Consider the following 18,582-nt stretch of genomic DNA (forward strand, 5'->3'; position numbering starts at 1 on the left):
GATCAGTTACCGATCCGACGCATCTGTCGTCCCTGGCGCCGGAGGGGAAGAACCGAGAGACACTCAGCAAAGCTTGCAGAGCCCAAATGGGACCGGTCTTCCTCGAAACCCGGCAGACCAATGTCGGCGCCATAAGCATCGTCCTGATTGGAACGACCATCAGATGAAAGGTCATCACGCCCTACTGCTTTGAGAAGACGGGGCGCCATCCGATCGGCAATGGCTGCTTGCATGCGCGCAGACATGGCGTCGACCATTGCTGCAATCGGCACGCCAAAATGCTCGTCAACCGTCTCACGCGTCACGGTCTTGCGTGCGATAATTCCGGAGCGACCATACCAGTCGACAAGTACCTGGCTCACCTCGCGAACCGGTCGTCCCTGCTGCCGCAGCAGATTTTTCAGAAGCAATCCGGCGGTGAGAAGATCCGTCCTCGCCTCCCGGGCCGCACGACCACCCTGAGCACCCCCGCCCCGCTTCACCGAAATCACATGAAGGAGAGACGTCAGGCGATCGAAGACCAGCACGTCGATGATCACCTGCTTCACGCGGCTGTCGGACACCGGGAGATGAAGACCCTCTAGGCACTTCAGCGGATTGTTTTCGACAAGCAGGATTGCTGCTTTCGAAACGCTCACCGGAACCTGCGTCCAGACCACGAAGCGATCCCCCTGTGCGGCAAATCCGTGTGCAATCGCAGCTTCGAGCAAAAAGCCATGGCGCTTGCAGAGGCTGTCGAGCGGCCCACGAATTTGGGTGAAATCATCGCCAAGCAGTTCATCGGTGCGATACTCCTTGGCAAAGCATTCTTCGACGGATCGATCGACCGCTTCACAGAGCTCAACGGGCAAAATGAGCCCTTTCGTCCCGGTATCCACGTCGGATTTGTTGAAAACATGGGGTGCGCTGGCATTAAGGTACTGATTGTGCATAGGCTTCCTTTCGAGCTGATTGGATGGCCTTAGATTGCACATTTTGATCAGAGTTGATAGTTCGAAGCAGATTTATGGTTACCAAATGATAAACGCAAAGCAGTGTCGGGCAGCGCGCGCGTGGCTGGGCTGGTCCCAGGATGAACTGGCGGAAAGAGCCAGTTGCGCTCGCCGGACCATCGCGGCGTTCGAGCAGGAGAAATCAATCCCCTTCGACCGAACCCTCCGGGACATCCAGGGCACTTTCGAAGCGGCCGGTATTGTGTTTCTCATGGACGGTGCGCAGGGAATTGGATTGCGCGAAGGTCTGACTGACCTCGCAGGCAATTGACGCAAATTGCACGAAACCGGATATGCATCAGCGCCAATTTCTCGCGACTGGATTCAAATTACGCTCTATCGATTCAATGATCGCGCGGTGCGATTCAGGGATGATCTAAAGCGATACATCTGGGAACGGCGTGACCTGAAGAGCCGAATTCGTGGTGCCTCGCACCATCGGGCACTTCGACATGATGGCGTTCAGTTGAAGAAGGTTCACGCTTTGCTCAAATCGTGACGGCAGTTGTGATGCGCGGGCAGACGTCAAAAATCCCAATGTGATACATGCCCCCCCGAAATTCGTAAACGAGGACAGGCGCGCGCCCAGACGAGCGTTCAAGGATTCGCGGGACATCGTGACCCCAGGCCGACGAATTGATCACGAATCCTTGCGGCTTTGCCGCCAACGGGTTGCTAACGCGCCTGGCTCCCCGGTTGTCATCGCCGACCCCGGAAACGGCGAGTCCTTGAGCAAATCAGATTACCCGCAATGCGAGCAAGGATTCGCAGTGGGTCCACACGACTTCTACATAGAAGAAAATATATTAATATGTTGAATTTTAGACATTTTTACACGGAACAAACTCTTAACGACGTCACCCGGATTTCATTGCGAAGGCTGAGTTTCTTGTCTAGCGAATATGCCTGAGCGCCACCTTTGCGTGTGCGCGATACGGTCGGACGAGGAGAAGAGTTTGACGAAGGAAGCCCAGGCATTTGATATCGACGCGTTGGATGGCAATACACGGAAGCGGCTCACGCTTCTGAACAGCAAGATCGAACAGCACAAGAAAAGGGATGCGGAGGGCGCCTTTGAGCTGGGCGAGTACTTCGATGAAGTTGCGGAGGTTGTCGGCAACGACAAGGCTTGCGAAGCTTGGCTCGAGATCCAATTCGGCTACTCCGGCCGTCACACCCGGAACTATCGGTCCCTCCGGCTCTTGAAGCCCTTCAAGGCACGCTGCATCAGTTCGGCGATCCTGCCGACAGCTCTTTTCCAGATGGCGCATGCGGATGGAGACGTCATCGAAGCCGTCCTGGTCGAGTTCGAGGCTGGACGGAAGCTGCGCGTTGAAGATGTAGCCCGGATCATCAAGGGCGACAGTGTCGAGCCCAAGGACGCGATAAACCGGTCCGTCGAAAACATCCCCGGACTGAAGGGCTTCGAAAATATGCCCTTCAAGTCTCAAAAGACCGGTCCGGACGTCTGAAGGATCTCCTGACCCACATTCTGACTGAGGTCGTCTCCGCCTATGAGCCAAAGCTTCGCGGGCGTGCGCTTGTGAAGAAGGATCTCCGCGAGGCCGTCCGTCTCCAGGCCGAAGAGGCATATGAAACGCTGAAGGCGTCCCTTGGGAGTTTCAAGCGCGACGGTTACTGGCAAAATGCCATCGGTCACCTCAACCTTGAGGCTCCAAAGAATGATGGTGGCTGGAGCATGCTCCTGCCGACATTGCACTCTCTGAGGTACTTCGAAGACGTCCCGGCGACCGATGCTCCGGAATTCCTGAAGACGACCGTGATCCCGCAGCTCCAGTGGGCGCAGGGATTGAACGATGAGCAGATCCAAGCCCTATTTGCACAGGCCTCGGAGAAGAACAATCCGAAGTTGGCAAAGTCGAAGACGCCAACAAAACGCAAGAAGCCAGGGTCTCAGTCGAAGACAACGCCGGAGACCGAAACTCGCGTCGCCAACGGTGCCACCGAGCAGCCTTTGTCACGGCCAGTCTTCAAGCTTCCGGATTTCGTGAAGCACGCACAGGAGAGGTCAAGATCATCGCACGCGACAAATGAGGACGCAGCGTAAGAGGTATAAGGCCGGTCGCCGCTCATGGGGACACCCATGGCACATCATTCAGCCCGCGGAAATAATTTCCGCGGGGCTTCTCACCTAGGTCCAGTTTCATATCCCAGGAACTTGCATGCCCCCGCGCCCTTCGCTCAAGCAACGTCAGGCCCAAAAAGCCGAACGTCAGCGTGAATACTGACAACGTCAGAAAGAGGCTCGACGCCCTTCCCGGGACGATATTGCCGAGACGACGTTTCTCTACCTCGTCCAGGAGACGGCTCGTGTCGGCAATTGGGACACATTCAATGAAATCATGGGCCGTGTCACCGACCGGCTTGTCGAACGCGGCTTCGATCGACAGGCATCCACACGGGCGATTGATGTCCTGATTGACCGTTACGAGGACGGCTGGGAATTTCAGAGGCGCCGGAGTCCGGAAGACGACCTTGATGAATAACGCCGTTCGCCTGCCCTGAACCGAGTCCCCCATTACTCCCTGGAACGGCGTTACCGCTTGAATCTAGGAATTCCCTCGACCCCATACATTTGACGGGATCAAGGGAAGCCGAACTATCAGGTCTCGATTATGCTAGTGCTTCGCCGAAGAACGACCGGAGCTTGTCAAAGGGAATGACATCGGTCTTGTCGTAGAGGTCGACGTGACCGGCTCCCGGAACGACATATAGTTCCTTCGGCTCCTGAGCGGCTCCGAAGACATCTTCGCTGAAGTAGCGGGAATGTGCTTCTTCGCCCATGACGATGAGCACTGGTCGGCCATTCAGCCAGGACAGGTTGTCAAGCAGGGCGAAGTTCATCCAGCTCGGTGCGCTGGTTATGGTGAACTGGGTGATCGAGTTCGGGTGGTAGCCGCGCGGCCGGGAATAGAACTCGCCGAATTCCGCACCAATCGGATTTGCTTCCGCGTCCCATTCCAGAGGGGACCCGCGATCGCTCATACCAGGGGCCGCGCCTAGGAAGTCCGCATAGCGCTGCTCCGCCACGAACGCCAGGAAACCTGCACGATCATCGGCCGACATGCTGTCCGCGAACCCGTTCTTGTGATAGCGGGAAATATCGTACATCGAGACCGTAGCGACTGCCTTGATACGGGGATCGATCTGCGCGGCGGAGAGCGCGAAGCTGCCCGATCCGCAGATGCCGATCGCTCCGATCCTGGCCCGGTCGACGAAGGACCTGGTTCCGAGGAAGTCGACGCCCGCCATGAAGTCCTCGACGAAAAGATCCGGCGACGACAGATGATGCGGCTTTCCTTCCGAGTACCCGTTGTAAGCGGGATCAAAGGTCAGGACGGCGTATCCCGCCTGAGCCAACTCGTTGGCGTAGATCCCCGGCCCCTGCTCCTTTACACCGCCATAAGGCGCACCGACGATCAGTGCAGGATACCTTTTGGTGTCGTCGAAGTCGGCGGGACGATAGAGGTCCGCGGAAATTTCAATGCCATACCGGGTCCTGTAGGAAACCGGCGTACGGTTGACCTTGTCCGAAAGGTCGAAGATGTAGTTGTCTCTGGCCATTTTCTGGTCCCTTCGTGAGAAATTGTTTGGGCTTCGCAGTCCGGGCGGCGATCACAGTTGCTGCGCGGTTGGGCGGAAGATGATCTCGTTGACGTCGACGTCTTCGGGCTGACTGATGGCGAAGGCTGCCATTCGCGCAAAGCTATCCGCCGGAATGCCGACCTGACCGACATAGTCCCGGTTGACGGACTGAACGGCTTCGTCGGTGATGTGATCGAGCAGTTCTGTCTTGACCGCTCCGGGGCTCAGAAGCGTTGTCCGGATATTGTAGTCCTTGACCTCCTGACGGAAGCCTTCGCAGATCGCACGGACCGCGAACTTCGTTCCTGAGTAGACACCCGATGCCGGAAAAATGAGATGTGCTGCGACGGAGGCCGTCGTGATGACGTGCCCGGATTTCTGCGATTTCATATGAGGCAGAACCGCGGCGATACCGTGAAGCACGCCCTTGATGTTCACGTCGATCATGTTGCTCCATTCGTCGACCTTCAGGCTTTCGAACGGTGACAGCGGCATGATGCCAGCGTTGTTGATCAAGACGTCGACCTTACCGAAACCGTCGACAGCCGCATCGACGAGTGACTTGACGTCTTCGAGACGGGTGACGTCGGTCGGCACCGACCTGGCCTCACCGCCGGAGGCGGCAATCTCGGCCACGAGCGCATCGAGCCGTTCGGCACGGCGGGCACCGAGCACAAGTTTCGCGCCTTTACCGGCGAGGTGGCGCGCCGCGGCCTCGCCCATGCCGCTGGATGCGCCGGTGATAACGATGACTTTTCCGGAGATGTTATCGGTCATGGTTTTGTCCTTTTGGTCTTGAGTGCCGGTGTTATTCCGGCAGCGGAATTTTTCGATTGGTCGGTGTCAGAGTGATGCGAGCCGCCGCGAGAGAAGACTGTTCGAATGCATCGATGAGGCGTTGCAGGCCGACCGCGTCATCGAATGTGGACGCGCTCGAGCTTCCGGTGCGGATATCGCGGGCCATACGGGCATAGTTCCGGGTCACGTTTCCCGGTATCGGATCGGCTACCTGATTTTCACGGAAGGTCTCTGGAACCTCGATCGGTGCGAGCTCACCGGCGCCGACTTTTGCTCCAGAAAGCGACAGCTGGGCCATCTGTCCGTGTCCGAAGGGTGCGGTTACGCGGATGTCGCCTTCGGTCCCATGAATGTCCCACGCAAGTCCTGGAATGCCGTTGGCGCCACCACCTTGGTAGTGAATGGACAATGGCGCTCCGTTTTCCAGCTTGGCGAATGCCAGAATCTGGTCCTCAGCGGTCTTTTGAAGGGTTCCGCCCTCGTCGTCGTTACGTACGACCGGGATCCGGTTAGCCAGAAACGCGGAAACTTCGACGACGTCACCAAGCACATCCCTCAGGGCAGCCAGCGTGTGGCCCAGCGGAATGGTCAGCATGGTCGCGCCGTTCTTCTTGTCCAGCAGATAGGCAAGGCGGTTGAGGTTACTGGCGCTCGCTCCCCATCCTCCTCCCCAGGCGGCCAGACCGGAAGCCAGCACCTCGCCGACAAATCCGTCCTCAATCAGTTTTCGCAGATAAAGGATTTCAGGCGCAACGCGTGCTTGGAGGCCGACAATTGCAACAACCTTTTTCTCACGCGCCAAAGCCGCCATTTCTTCCGCTTCAGCCGCTCCATTGCCAAGCGGGGCTTCGCAATAGACGTGCTTGCCGGCTTCAAGCGCAGCTTTCACGACCGCAAGATGCTGCGGCACCGTAATGGTCACGACAATCACGTCGATGTCATCGTCGGCGATCATCGTGAAGGCATCGGGATAGGCAACCGGAATACCAAGCGCTTCGGCTGCCGCCTTGCTGCTTTCAAGGCTGCTGTTGGCAACGCCGGCGATGACGAAGTCGTCCGAAAGAGCCCTGAGGGACGGAACATGGGCTACCGCTGCCCAGCTTTCCCCTGGTTTCAGGCCGACAACTCCAACATTGAGCTTCCTGAATTCCATTTGTAACTCCTCGAAAATTAATCGAGCTCCATCGGTCGGAGCGATCGGTTGATCGTCCGTGACGGTGCTTCATGATTTGAGTGCGCGTCAGTCGGCGGCTTCGATGCGGACGTGAAAGCTTCCATTCCGGATCAGCGCATCGATCGGTCCGTCGAACTCTCCAAGCCTGACAAGGCCTCGAGAGCTCTGGAACGGCTTATAGAAGATCGCCAGATTGCCCCACGGCGCATAAAGCGTGATGTCTCCGGTCTTCGGAGCGTAGCTTGCCGGCGCACCGGTGGTGTCAAGCTCGCGGGGAAGGTCCGCGACCTTTTCGATGCCGTGGTAATCAGTCAGCGTCAGGTCGAGAGGCAGAAGCGCCGCGAAATCCCGGCCAGCGGGCGTGTCGTCAAGCGTTGCCGGAAGCGCCTGGCCTTCGATGATTATCCTGATGCTGGTCATAGCTGGCTCACTCGTTGGTTCGGTTGCATTTCCCGGAATATCCGGACCAGCTAGAAGGAGTGCGAACGACAGAATGACTGTACCTGTTTTGAAAACTGACATTTCGTATTCCTCCCTTCCGCTGGTCACAATCTAAGCGATCAGGCGGAAACGATAAGGCCTCTTCTTGCACTGCCTCTCATGAACCGGGCTCATGAATCTCTGTTCGAGCCTCGTTTCGGTTCGTAAGTACAAATCTCTCCTTCTGACGTCGCCAGGTGGCACCATCCGCGTGTGCCCATCCTTGTTAAAGGTCAACCGTCTGCGGTTATGAGTGGTCCTCATGACTGCTTGCGAAGAAGGCAGCATTATCCGAGAGCGGGCTCTCCCTACGTTATGACGGCAGGCCGAAAGGCCGCCTCACAACTGATGGAGACGACCTGACATGAAACGTACAATCACCGTGCTCGCGCTTATCCTTTCCGCTTCGGCTGCGTTCGCGCAATCGGTTGAGATCACCCGCCACCCAGATCGTGCGGGTATGACCGGATCGGCCGACTGGTTCACAGGGACTGCTTATGTCTCGCCGGTTTTCGGGCCGAACATGAACGATGTCAGCGCGGGTGAAGTAACCTTTCTGCCCGGCGCGCGCTCGGCCTGGCACACCCACCCTGGTGGCCAGATGCTTGTCGTGACGCATGGAACCGGCTGGACCCAGGAACGCGGCCAGGAAAAACAGGTGATCCGTGCCGGTGACGTCGTCTGGTGCCCACCGGACGTGGAGCACTGGCACGGCGCGACCGATACCACGTCGATGACCCACTACGCCATTCAGGCGAATGTCGACGGGTCTGCCGTGACATGGGGAGCACATGTCACGGATGAAGAATATGGCAAATAATCTCGTCACCCTCCTGCGCGGCCTTTTCATGGCCGCGCTTCTTCCAGTCGCGGCGGAGGCTTCCGAGACAGTTCGGCCGGATCTCGACTACCCTTGGGACATCGAAGCCCATGACGATGCAATCTACATCACCGAGAAGGCCGGCACCCTCGGCCTACTCGAGAACGGCGTCTTCACCCGGTTCCCGGTGGAGACCTCCGCACCGATCCTGAACGACCGCGGTGGAGGCCTTATGGGCCTTGCGCTGCGCCCCGACTTCGCCGAGACCGGCCGCGTCGTGCTGTATCACCATACAGGCACACCAGACGAGCGCAGAAACCGCGTTATCGAGGCGGAACTTCGGGACGGTACATGGCAGGAGACCCGCGTTCTGCTCGACGGCATCCCGGGACATCCGCTCTACAACGGCGGCCGGGTCGCCTTCGGGCCGGATGGCATGCTTTACATCACCACGGGTTGGACCGAAAACCATGCGCGACCGCAGGATCTCAACAGCCTTGCAGGCAAGATCCTCCGCCTGACGCCGGATGGCAAAATCCCGTCGGACAATCCTTATCCGAACTCCCCAGTCTGGTCTCTGGGGCATCGCAACCCGCAAGGCCTGACGTGGGATGCTTCCGGTCAACTCTTTGCTGCCGAGCACGGACAGTCCGGACACGACGAAGTGAACCGGATCGAGCGGGGCGGCAACTATGGCTGGCCATTGATCCAGGGAGATGAGACCGGCGAAGGAATGCAGGTTCCATTCGCCCATTCGGGCGGCAGTACCTGGGCACCTTCCGGATTGACATGGGACGGCAGCAGGTTGCTTCTCGCCGGATTGCGGGCTGGCGGCATTCTTGAAATCGGTGCGAACGGCGGCGTCTCGGAAGCGTATCGGGTCGGAGAACGTATTCGCGACGTGCTCGTCGTGGACAGGTCGGTCTACGCGATCACCAGCAACCGGTCGCCGCGCCGGGACGGTGCATCGAAAGACCGGCTGATCCGGCTGGCTCCGTGATTGCATAATCCATGGACCTCATGAGCCCTGGACATATATTTGAGGGAGACCAGTTATGATTCTGGACGATCAGACCAGGGCCTCCCTCATGCTCCGCGAAAACATCAACGACCTCATCGCACTTGCTGCCGTTGCCGAAGAACGCAGTTTCACACGCGCGGCCGCACGGCTGAACGTATCCCAGTCCGCGCTGAGCCATACGATCAAAGGCCTGGAACAAAGGTTGGGGCTTCGTCTTCTGACACGGACAACCCGCTCTGTCGCGCCGACGCTGGAAGGCGAGGACCTGCTCGCTACATTGAATCCCTGCCTTGAGAAAATCGAGGCCAGACTTCAGGCGTTGAACGACGCCCGAGACCAGCCAACGGGAACCGTCCGGATCGTAGCAACCGAATACGCCATTGAGTCCCTGCTCTGGCCAAAGCTTGCTCCCGCGCTCAAAACCTATCCATTGGTCAATGTCGAATTTATCATGGACTACGGCTACACCGATCTTGCCGACGCACAATGCGATGCTGGCGTCCGCTACGGCGAACAAGTCAGCGACGGAATGATTTCCATGAGGATCGGCCCCGATGAACGAATGATCTGTGTCGGCGCTCCGGACTATTTCAAAGGAGCTGGAATTCCAGAGACGCCTCACGATCTCGTTGATCACCAATGCGTCAACCTGCGCCTTTCCACGCATGGCGCCCTTTACGCCTGGGAGTTCGAAGACGAAGAAGGCAATGAAATCCGGATCAAGGTGAAAGGCCAGGCCTGTTTCAACACCATCAATCCGGTGATGCGTGCGGCCATTGACGGGAACGGTTTGGCTCTGGTTCCCGAGCGGATGGCCGAAACGCATCTTGCCGCGGGAGCATTGCAGCTTTGCCTCGAGGGTTTCTCCCCCTTCTTTCCCGGGTTTCATCTGTACTATCCGAGCCGTCAACGCCCGTCTTTCGCGTTTCAGGTTGTGCTGGATTGCTTACGAGAGCGTGGGTGAGCATTCATGAGGTCCGATCATGATTGCCTTGAGGGGGCAGGTTATTAAGCTTTCCCCGAAGTGCTCCAAATTAAGCGGGTAGATGCCCCCTTCGCTTAATAGGAGCTCCCGATGAAGACGTTTCTCGCCGCCACAGGTGTTGCGCTGATTGCCGGAACCGCTGCCGCCCAGGATGCTGCAACGACCCTTCCAACGGCCGTCGGCCGCGTCGCCCCGGCCCTTGACGCTTACTCAAAGGACGATCTGTTCGGTTCCGTTTGGAACGGTGCGGAATTGTCGATGCGCGACCGCGCGCTGGTTACCTTCGCAGCCCTCATGACCCGTCACGAAACGGGTAATCTTGGAGCCCATATCGCTCTCGCCCTCGATGCCGGCGTCACTCCGGCGGAAATCTCCGAGACAATCACCCATCTTGCCTTCTATACCGGATGGGGCAATGCCACAGCTGCCGCTGAAGCCGCTGCCCCCGTTTTCGAGGAACGCGGCATCGCGAGTACGGATCTTCCCGTTGCCGACCCGGAACTGCTTCCGCTCAACGAGGAGGCCGAGGCTGCCCGGGAAGAATTCGTCAGCGGAACTTACGGATCCGTCAGCAAAGGCGTTGTCGACAATACCCGCGAACTCCTGTTTCGCGATCTCTGGCTGCGCCCGGACCTCGCGCCACGCGACCGTAGCCTCGTGACCGTTGCAGCTCTGATCGCCGCGGGTCAGCCTGAACAGATGACGTTCCATCTCAACCGGGCAATGGACAACGGCCTGACACAGACTGAGGCTGGCGCCATGTTGTCTCATTTGGCCTTCTACACCGGATGGCCAAAAGTGTTCTCCGCCTTGCCGGTGGCCAAGGCCGTCTTCGAGCAACGCGCACAGTGACCACTTCCTGCGGGGCTAGCCCCCGCCGGACAACCGTCAGGATCATGACATGAAAATCGGCATTCTGGGATCAGGCCTCATGGGTGGAAAGCTCGGGCGCCTTTGGGCCGGATGCGGGCATGACGTAACCTTCGCCTACTCTAGGAGCACCTCAAAGCTCGAACGCCTTGCCCGTGAGGCGGGAGCCGCGCATGGCTCGGTGGCAGACGCCGTAGAGGACGCGGACGCGTTGCTCCTCGCTGTTCACTGGTCCCGAGTGGAAGATGTTCTTGCCAAGGCGGGAGATCTGTCTGGCGCGGTCGTTTTGAATTGCTGTGTTCCCCTTGACCTGTCCAACACGGATCTTGTTGTCGGCACCACCACATCCGGAGCCGAGGAACTCGCCGCCATGCGTCCGGATGCCCGCTGGGTCTCCTGTTTCAACACGATTCCCTCTGAGGCTTTCATGCCAGTGTTTTTGAGCAAGGAGAAGACGCCACGCCCTCAGGTCCTAACTTATGGCGACGATGCCGGCGCGAAGGAAGTCGCCGCCCGTCTGATCCGGGATATCGGGTTTGAACCGCTGGAAGCCGGTTCCCTCCGCATGGGGCGTTTTGTCGAGCCGTTCGCCATGGCGACCGCGGAACTAGCCTACAGCCAGCCGGGCGGCCCCGCCCTCACCTACCGTTTTGAAAAACTACGCGCTTGATCGCGTCGCAACCTAAAAGGAGTTACGAAATGAAAATCATCAAATCCGGCACCAACGCGTCCGTGAAGGGTCCTGACGACTGGTTTACGGGCACTGTCCGTGTGGATCCGCTCTTTGCCGCGGAAGAACCCGGCCGCACCAGCGGTGCCCATGTCACCTTCGAACCCGGCGCGCGGACCGCGTGGCATACCCATCCTGCTGGACAAACACTGATCGTCACCTTCGGCCGTGGCCGGGTTCAGCGCGAGGGCGGTCCCATCGAAGAAATTTCGCAGGGTGACGTCGTCTGGTTTCCGGCCGAGGAAAAACATTGGCACGGGGCGGCAACCGATACCGCGATGAGCCACATCGCGATCCAAGAGAGCATCAACGGTACGCCAGTCACCTGGATGGAGAAGGTTTCAGACGAAGACTACAACGGCTGATCCGATAGCTGCATTGATGAACGCCGGGCAACCTGACCCGGCGTTTTTCGTCATATCCTATCGCGGGTGAAGACGTAGTCGTTCGATTCCTGCGGGACGTGACAGGATTCACGGGATCCGCTTTTCTCATCGGATTTGACGGTTCCATCAGGAACACTCCTGCGAGTGCAGGAAAAGTCCATCTGATCTGATGGCACTTACTCCGATTTGTTCTTGATCCAGAATATCCCTTTGACTGTCCTTCGATTAGCACCGCGTATTCATTGCCGAAGATGAAGACACTTCATCAATCCGCCCTCAGGCCGCTCATGAGTGTGGCTCATCGGTGATAGAGAACTTCGGTGTATTCCGCGGAAGGTGCGGGGCATTTATCTTTTCGGCAATGACCCGGGCAAGCGATCAGCGCTGCCCTCCAACAATCAAAAATTTTCGAGTTCCTATGTCCCCGCCCCCCTCACGCCCGCACATCATTTGCCATATGGCCACTTCTCTGGACGGACGCCTGCGCGTGGAGCGCTGGCCATGCTCTGACATGGAAGTTCTCGCAACTTACGAAGAACTTTCGGTTCGTTTCGATGCGGACGGATGGATCGTCGGGCGCAAGACGATGGAACATCACGTTGCCTCCGGAGAACCGAATATTGCCCCCGGCCCAAAGCATCGCGCCGATCATGTGGCTTCCGGGGTCTCTGGACAGATTGCAGTCTGCTTCGACAGACAAGGACGCCTGCGGCCGGAAACTGGCGAGATCGACGGCGATCACCTGGTGCTCGTCTTGTCCGACCGTGCATCCGACGACCATGTAGATTTTCTTGTCGCGCGGGGCGTTTCCGTATTTTTTGCGGGGCCCGAAGGAAACGACATCGGCGATGCCCTGGTGCGTGTCCGCAGTGCCTTTGGAACGGAACGTCTGCTGCTGGAGGGCGGAGGCGTGATCAACGGGGCTTTCCTCGAAGCGGATCTGATCGACGAAACAAGCACCCTGGTCTTCCCGGTCGTCGACGCGGAGCAAGGATCACCTTCCATCTATGAAAACACCCGCAAGGGGCGCGCGCGCCAACTTGAGCTCCTGTCTGCCCACACACTTGATGGAGGCATTGTCTGGCTCCGTCACAGGGTGGTTCGCGGATGAAGCCTGTAATGAAACATACCATGGCCGATGAAATGCCTGGCGCCGAGCGAGGTGCACTCTCAATTATCGCCTCGGCGACGTTCCTTGCGCTGGTCGTCTTCACCGCGCCGCTGACCACGCTCGATTCAATGACCGACGCCCTTCGGCTCACCCCGGATGCGCAAGCCTGGATCATGAGCGGCATGCCCCTGGGCGCTGCCTGCGGATTGCTGACCGCTGGTGCAATCGGCGACACGCTCGGACGCAAGCGGACTTTTGTTGGCGGTCTCTGGCTGACGGTGGTGTCATCCGTCGCCGCCGCCCTTGCGCCCGACGGGACTTTTCTCATCGCGATGCGCGTCATCCAGGGATTTGGCAGCGCCGGCATCATGGCCTGCGGTCTGGGTCTTCTCGGTCAGATCTTTCATGGGGAGTCCCGGCGACATGCCGCCGCGATCTGGGCCGCCTCTCTCGGCGGCGGTGTCGCCGCAGGACCGATCATCGCGTCGCTGCTCCTGTCCGCTGGTGGCTGGCAGGGCATTCACTGGCTTATCGCGCTCGTTTCTGCTGGCCTTGCCGTAGCGGCGGCAGCCCGTCTTCCCGAGAGCCCGCGAAGCGGTGAGAAGGTCGACATCGCCGGAAGTGTCCTGCTGATGACGGGTCTCGGCTGCCTTCTTGCCGCCCTGACCGAAGCGCGCGTCGGGGAAGCTGCCATGGTCGCCACGCTCTGCGTGGCGGGCGTCGTACTCGTCCTCCTGTTCGTGGTCGTCGAGACTCGCGTGAAAAACCCGATCCTCACGCTGGATCTTTTCCGGGACATGAATTTCACCGGCGCCACGCTTGCCGCCTTTGCCTCCGGCGCCGGTGTCCTCGCCCTCATGTCCATGGTTCCGACAGTACTGGTCCGAGGCCTTGGCAAAGGCCCGCTATTTGCTGCGATCGTTCTGGTCACCTGGTCCGGGCTGACGGTGGTCGCTGCCCTTTGTGCGCGCTTTCTGCCGCACCGGTTCTCATCCCGGCAACGGGTGATTTGGTCCATTCTCGGCTGCGCGTTTGCCCAATTCCTGCTGATCTTTGCAGATGACGGCTGGACCTGGGCGGCTGTCCTTCCCGGGCTCGTCCTCGCCGGGATCTCCAACGGCATCCTGAACGCATCCCTTGGCCACGAAGCGGTGCAGACCGTGCCGCTCGAGCGTACCGCGATGGGATCCGCCGCCAACAACACGGCGCGCTATCTCGGCTCAGCCATCGGCATCGCCATGGTCTCGCTCCTGATTTCCGAGCCCACTGTTGAAGGCTTGTTTGCCGGATGGCATGTCGCGGTTCTTGCGAGCACGGCAATAAGCCTGTTTGGCGTCGGGGCAATGCTGTTTGTGGCCAGACGTGGTGCGGAAGGGCCTTCCTGAAATGGCCTGGCCGGAGACCCTGCTCGACCCCAGGCATATTCCTGAACAGCTCTCATGATCGGCAGGTCATTTGCCCGCTCAATCTCAGTCCTCTCTCCCACTACATGAAGGTCGAGAGAACCATAGAGAAGAAACAAGAACCTGCGCCGTTATTTGGCGATCCGGACAATTGACCGTGTCACGAACCTGAACGCAGGCACCTCTCACTTTTCCGAGAAATTATCGAGCGGTTTCGGCGCCCCACCTCAAGTCCGAAGCCAACGGCGCCGCAGTGCCTGCACAAAAGCAATTTGCGTGTTGGCTGCGCATTGCTCCTGAAAGGTTGAACAATGACATCTCGAGAACCAGGCTTCACCAACCGTATGAATTGGCCACTCCTGGCGCTTGGATTGAGCGCTTTTGGCATCGGCACGGCGGAATTCGCGCCTATGGGGCTTCTGCCGTCGATTGCGGACGGCATCGACGTGTCCATACCTGCCGCCGGTCAACTTGTCACCGCCTACGCGATCGGCGTGATGGTCGGAGCTCCTATCCTGACCCTGTCGCTCGCTCGGTTCAGCCGCAAGTCGGCATTGCTAGGCCTCATGGTGATTTTCATTCTCGGGAATTTGTTTTCGGCACTTGCACCGGAGTACTGGTCCTTGCTAACCGGCCGTGTTGTCACAAGCCTCAGTCAGGGCGCCTTCTTCGGTTTCGGAGCGGTCGTCGCAATGTCGGTCGTCCCGCGCCACCGTCAGGCAAGCGCCATCGCGACCATGTTCATGGGGCTCAGCATAGCAAACATCATCGGAGTTCCCGCTTCTTCGTGGCTGGGACAGACGATTGGTTGGCGCGCTCCCTTTGCTGGAATGGTTCTGCTTGGCTTGCTTTCGTTCGTCTCCCTCTACTTCGCCCTGCCGAATGACGGCCGGGGCGAACGTCCGAGTGTTCGGTCCGAACTCGCAGCGATGGTGCAGCCGCACGTCCTGGCAAACATTGCAACGACGGTCTTGTTCGCAGGCGCCTTCTTCACCGTTTACACTTACATTGCCCCCATCTTGAAGACCGGAAGCGGAGTGTCCGACGGTTTCGTCACATTCGCGCTGCTTGCAATCGGCGTCGGTCTAACCGCGGGCAACTGGATCGGCGGACGTCTAGCGGATTGGTCCCTCTCTGGCGCGACGCTCGTTTCACTCGCAGCGCTCACCCTCACGACGCTTGCCATCGCCTGGTTTGCCCCCTTCCCGGAAGCCATCGGCGTCGTCCTCGTTCTCTGGGCAACTTCGGCCTTTGCAGCAGTGCCGGCACTCCAGATGCAGGTGATGCGCTCGGCTTCCGGAGCCCCGACGCTCGCGGCCGCCCTCAACATCGCCGCCTTCAACCTCGGCAATGCCATCGGCGCGGGCCTGGGTGGCGGTATCATTGGCGCAGGTTACGAGTTCGGCGCCGTTCCTGTGGTTGGCGCGGTGCTCGCGGGCGCAAGCATTGCGATCGTCGCAGCGGTCTCGATGCCGTTCGTACGCGCTCAGACAGAGGCGGAATGACACTTCGACTCTCGATCGAAGAGTCGCGTTCGGCGATAGTTACTTGCGGGAGCTGGAGGTGGTCGAACGCCTGGTGACACTTGATTCAACAGTCGCTTTGCGCGCTCATTTCGGTCGTTCGCAGGGTTTCCTCCCGGTCTGCACAGCTGCTAATCATTGCACGAAGTGCGAAGGTCAATAAAGGGCAAGAGACCGGCCATTAGATGCAGATTGCCCGAATGACCGAGACGCGCAGCATGGACAGGAACTGTTCCTGCGTTGGCGACGACTGTACGCTCAAGCCTGACATCTCAGGCTGGGAGGGGGCTTAAGACCAGGAGAGCAAATGTCCCCTATTGGCTGTCAAGAGTGGATAATCGTCTCACTTCCCCCATAGGTCGCCTCTCAAGCGAAAACTTGAAGGGTAGAGAGTGGACGGGCACGCGGCCCGGCCACTCAACGGAATTAATTGCTTCAGGCCAAATGGCGGTCGAAGAAAGCTTGAAGCCGGTCGAAGGGGATGATCTCCACCTGATCATAGAGGTCGACGTGATCGGCTCCTTCGATGATCACCAACTCCTTCGGTTCTGCTGCGGCAGCGAAAGCGTCTTCACTGAAATAGCGCGAATGAGCCTCGGATCCCGCGATGATCAGCGCCGGGCGCGGCGAGATCTCGTTCACGTAGGTTAGCTGCGGCATGTTCATGAATGACATGGCCGAAGTGATGTTCCAGCCACCGTTCGAGTTCGCTGAGCGGGGATGGTAGCCACGATCGGTTTTATAGTAGTTCCAGTACATGGTGATGACCGGATCATCTATGCCGTCAAGTGTCTCCGGCAGGCCTCCATCCCGAGCTGGAGCAGCCTCAGAGGACGCGTCATCCCACCGTTGCAGGCTCAGACGGGTCAGTCGCTCATTGCGCTGCTCATCTGTCATCGCATCGTAATAGCCGCGCGCGTTAACACGGGACATGTCGTACATGCTGGTTACAGCGACCGCTTTCACCCGCTTATCCGCAGCAACGGCATTCAGCGCCAGACCGCCCCAGCCGCAGACGCCGATCACACCGATCCGCTCACGGTCAACGAGATCATGCAAGCCGAGGAAATCGACCGCGGCCATGAAGTCTTCGCTGTTGATGTCGGGCGAAGCGACAAAGCGTGGCTCTCCACCGCTTTCCCCTGTGTAAGAGCCGTCAAATGCCAGCGTAATGAAGCCGCGTTCAGCCATTGTCTGGGCGTAGAGGCCCGACGATTGCTCCTTAACCGCTCCGAAGGGGCCTGCCACAGCTAGTGCGGGCAGCGTGCTCTCTGAGCGATTTACCGGAATGTAAAGATCGCCTACCAGCGTAATTCCGTAGCGGTTGGCAAAACTCACCTTGCTGTGCTCGACTAGATCGCTCTTGGGAAAGGTCTTATCCCATTCGGCGGTTGTCTGCGCCAGCACCGCTCGACCGGAAAGCGTGGCAAGACCCAAAGCGGCCACGCTGGCGCCAGCGGTGACAAGAAGGCTGCGACGCTCGGGACTGTCGGGCGCGTTGAGCTGGGTGTCGTCTGTCATGTCGATATCCTCTGTTGGGGGCAATTGCAGTCAAGATGGTCGCTGCCGGTCCAACGGATAAGGCTGCAAAAACCTATTGCAGCCATGAAACAGATTCATCATCTATGAGCAGATTGGCAACAGCTCAGCGGGGGCATCCTAGCTCTGGGCGCACAGGAGGCACATATGGACCGCGACCTGATCGGAGACCTCTCCATGCTTCTCGCCGTGGCGGATGAGGGTAATTTCACCCGTGCGGGTCATCGCTTAGGTATCTCCCAATCTGCCGTGAGCCATACGGTCCGGCGACTCGAAGACCGCATTGGTGTCAGATTGCTCAACCGGAACTCCCGTAGCGTGACCCTGACCGATGCGGGCGAGCGCCTGGTCTCCACCCTGCGCCCCAGCTGGCAACAGGTCAGCGACCGGATCGAGGAAATCCGCACCCTCGGCGAACATCCTTCCGGGCTGGTTCGCGTGACCGTTAGCAAATCCGCAGCACAGCGGATTCTCTGGCCTGTTGCATCACAGCTGGTGCGGGATTTTCCTGCGGTCACGATCGAGATCAGCACTGACGGACGCCTTTCCGATTTGGCTGAGGACAGGTTCGATTGTGCGATCCGTCTGGGTGAGCACCTAGGACCAGACATGATAGCTGTGCCGGTCGGCCCGCCTATCGCGATGGCCGCATTTGCCAGTCCGGATTATCTAAAGGACCGCCCCCTGCCACAACATCCGGAGGATCTAATTGCACACAACTGTCTGGTCATGCGGCACCGGGTCGATGGCGGCACCTATGACTGGGAGTTCGAGAAGGAGGGGGAAGAGCGGGTCGTTCGCCTCAAGGGGCCGTTTATCCTCAATGATTCAGGAATGGTGTTGCAGGCCGCGCTGGAAGGGCACGGGATTGGCTTCCTGACCGCTCCCGAGATCGAAGAGGAGGTGGCCGCGGGGCGCCTTCGCCGCCTTTTATCTGATTGGTGCCCACCCTTTGAAGGGTATCACTTGTGCTATTCCGGGCGTCGCAATGTGAGTTCAGCCATGCGCGTCCTGATTGACCGTCTGCGCTTTAAAGGATGATTCTCATTCATGCTGGCAATGCCGATTAGCAAGCTGCCGGGTAGACCGCCAGGAGGTTAAGAGGGACACTCCTCGCGACGGTGTCCTGCGGCGGGGGTTTATT

General features: G+C 58.9%; 20 protein-coding genes. 13 read left to right on the top strand and 7 right to left on the bottom strand.

Annotated features, from left to right (window positions below; all coding sequences use genetic code 11):
• Positions 1-2 precede the first annotated feature (2 nt).
• On the bottom strand, positions 3-932 hold the full coding sequence (locus BUA94_RS14320; protein WP_139251142.1) for a hypothetical protein: 930 nt from the start codon (positions 930-932) through the stop codon (positions 3-5).
• Positions 933-966: 34 nt separating this feature from the next.
• On the opposite strand from BUA94_RS14320, the gene BUA94_RS14330 reads away from it, so the two are divergent.
• The 3 genes from BUA94_RS14330 to BUA94_RS14340 all read left to right on the top strand — a co-directional run bounded on the left by BUA94_RS14330 (position 967) and on the right by BUA94_RS14340 (position 3,060).
• Positions 967-1,263: a helix-turn-helix domain-containing protein gene (locus tag BUA94_RS14330; RefSeq protein ID WP_235860604.1), complete on the top strand. Its 297-nt coding sequence runs from the start codon at positions 967-969 to the stop codon at positions 1,261-1,263.
• Positions 1,264-1,948: 685 nt separating this feature from the next.
• Positions 1,949-2,464 carry a hypothetical protein gene (locus BUA94_RS14335; RefSeq protein ID WP_073014014.1) on the top strand — a complete coding sequence of 172 codons (516 nt, stop codon included), beginning with the start codon at positions 1,949-1,951 and terminating at the stop codon, positions 2,462-2,464.
• A 71-nt stretch (positions 2,465-2,535) separates the two neighbouring features.
• Positions 2,536-3,060: a hypothetical protein gene (locus tag BUA94_RS14340; protein ID WP_073014015.1), complete on the top strand. Its 525-nt coding sequence runs from the start codon at positions 2,536-2,538 to the stop codon at positions 3,058-3,060.
• 22 nt (positions 3,061-3,082) lie between these two features.
• Here the strand turns inward: BUA94_RS14340 and BUA94_RS14345 are convergent, their stop codons facing one another.
• From BUA94_RS14345 to BUA94_RS14365, 5 genes are all read right to left on the bottom strand, one after another.
• Positions 3,083-3,532: a hypothetical protein gene (locus BUA94_RS14345; RefSeq protein WP_073014016.1), complete on the bottom strand. Its 450-nt coding sequence runs from the start codon at positions 3,530-3,532 to the stop codon at positions 3,083-3,085.
• Positions 3,533-3,626: 94 nt separating this feature from the next.
• The gene (locus BUA94_RS14350; RefSeq protein ID WP_073014017.1) at positions 3,627-4,577 is read right to left on the bottom strand and encodes an alpha/beta hydrolase; all 951 of its coding nucleotides are present in this window, start codon (positions 4,575-4,577) and stop codon (positions 3,627-3,629) included.
• 51 nt (positions 4,578-4,628) lie between these two features.
• Positions 4,629-5,375 (bottom strand): SDR family oxidoreductase, encoded by a 747-nt coding sequence (locus tag BUA94_RS14355; protein WP_073014018.1) that lies wholly within the window; start codon positions 5,373-5,375, stop codon positions 4,629-4,631.
• 31 nt (positions 5,376-5,406) lie between these two features.
• Positions 5,407-6,549: a Gfo/Idh/MocA family protein gene (locus BUA94_RS14360; protein WP_073014019.1), complete on the bottom strand. Its 1,143-nt coding sequence runs from the start codon at positions 6,547-6,549 to the stop codon at positions 5,407-5,409.
• Positions 6,550-6,636: 87 nt separating this feature from the next.
• Complete coding sequence (locus BUA94_RS14365; protein ID WP_073014020.1) at positions 6,637-6,990, bottom strand: cyclophilin-like fold protein; 354 nt, start codon at positions 6,988-6,990, stop codon at positions 6,637-6,639.
• Positions 6,991-7,510: 520 nt separating this feature from the next.
• Between BUA94_RS14365 and BUA94_RS14370 the strand changes: the two genes are divergently transcribed.
• The 9 genes from BUA94_RS14370 (at position 7,511) to BUA94_RS14410 (ending at position 15,881) form a co-directional block, all read left to right on the top strand.
• A complete protein-coding gene (locus BUA94_RS14370; RefSeq protein ID WP_235860620.1) occupies positions 7,511-7,870 on the top strand; it encodes a (R)-mandelonitrile lyase in 360 nt (119 codons plus the stop codon).
• Positions 7,860-8,870 carry a PQQ-dependent sugar dehydrogenase gene (locus BUA94_RS14375; RefSeq protein ID WP_084082041.1) on the top strand — a complete coding sequence of 337 codons (1,011 nt, stop codon included), beginning with the start codon at positions 7,860-7,862 and terminating at the stop codon, positions 8,868-8,870. Before BUA94_RS14370 ends, BUA94_RS14375 begins: the two co-directional genes overlap by 11 nt.
• Before the next feature lie 55 nt (positions 8,871-8,925).
• Complete coding sequence (locus tag BUA94_RS14380; protein ID WP_328586299.1) at positions 8,926-9,855, top strand: LysR family transcriptional regulator; 930 nt, start codon at positions 8,926-8,928, stop codon at positions 9,853-9,855.
• Between the two features lie 111 nt (positions 9,856-9,966).
• Positions 9,967-10,728 carry a carboxymuconolactone decarboxylase family protein gene (locus tag BUA94_RS14385; RefSeq protein WP_073014022.1) on the top strand — a complete coding sequence of 254 codons (762 nt, stop codon included), beginning with the start codon at positions 9,967-9,969 and terminating at the stop codon, positions 10,726-10,728.
• A gap of 49 nt (positions 10,729-10,777) precedes the next feature.
• Positions 10,778-11,416: an NADPH-dependent F420 reductase gene (locus tag BUA94_RS14390; protein ID WP_073014023.1), complete on the top strand. Its 639-nt coding sequence runs from the start codon at positions 10,778-10,780 to the stop codon at positions 11,414-11,416.
• Between the two features lie 29 nt (positions 11,417-11,445).
• A complete protein-coding gene (locus BUA94_RS14395) occupies positions 11,446-11,841 on the top strand; it encodes a (R)-mandelonitrile lyase (protein ID WP_073014024.1) in 396 nt (131 codons plus the stop codon).
• A 439-nt stretch (positions 11,842-12,280) separates the two neighbouring features.
• Positions 12,281-12,973, top strand: coding sequence for a dihydrofolate reductase family protein (locus BUA94_RS14400; protein ID WP_073014025.1), 693 nt, complete (start codon positions 12,281-12,283; stop codon positions 12,971-12,973).
• Between the two features lie 8 nt (positions 12,974-12,981).
• Complete coding sequence (locus BUA94_RS14405; RefSeq protein WP_175558047.1) at positions 12,982-14,358, top strand: MFS transporter; 1,377 nt, start codon at positions 12,982-12,984, stop codon at positions 14,356-14,358.
• A gap of 329 nt (positions 14,359-14,687) precedes the next feature.
• Positions 14,688-15,881 (top strand): MFS transporter, encoded by a 1,194-nt coding sequence (locus tag BUA94_RS14410; protein WP_073014026.1) that lies wholly within the window; start codon positions 14,688-14,690, stop codon positions 15,879-15,881.
• A gap of 453 nt (positions 15,882-16,334) precedes the next feature.
• Here BUA94_RS14410 and BUA94_RS14415 read toward each other — a convergent pair whose 3' ends face one another.
• On the bottom strand, positions 16,335-17,420 hold the full coding sequence (locus tag BUA94_RS14415) for an alpha/beta hydrolase (protein ID WP_073014027.1): 1,086 nt from the start codon (positions 17,418-17,420) through the stop codon (positions 16,335-16,337).
• A gap of 165 nt (positions 17,421-17,585) precedes the next feature.
• Between BUA94_RS14415 and BUA94_RS14420 the strand changes: the two genes are divergently transcribed.
• Positions 17,586-18,479: a LysR family transcriptional regulator gene (locus BUA94_RS14420; RefSeq protein WP_073014028.1), complete on the top strand. Its 894-nt coding sequence runs from the start codon at positions 17,586-17,588 to the stop codon at positions 18,477-18,479.
• The last annotated feature ends 103 nt before the right edge of the window (positions 18,480-18,582 follow it).

It is taken from the genome of Roseibium suaedae (genome assembly GCF_900142725.1).
Taxonomy (GTDB): Bacteria; Pseudomonadota; Alphaproteobacteria; order Rhizobiales; family Stappiaceae; genus Roseibium; species Roseibium suaedae.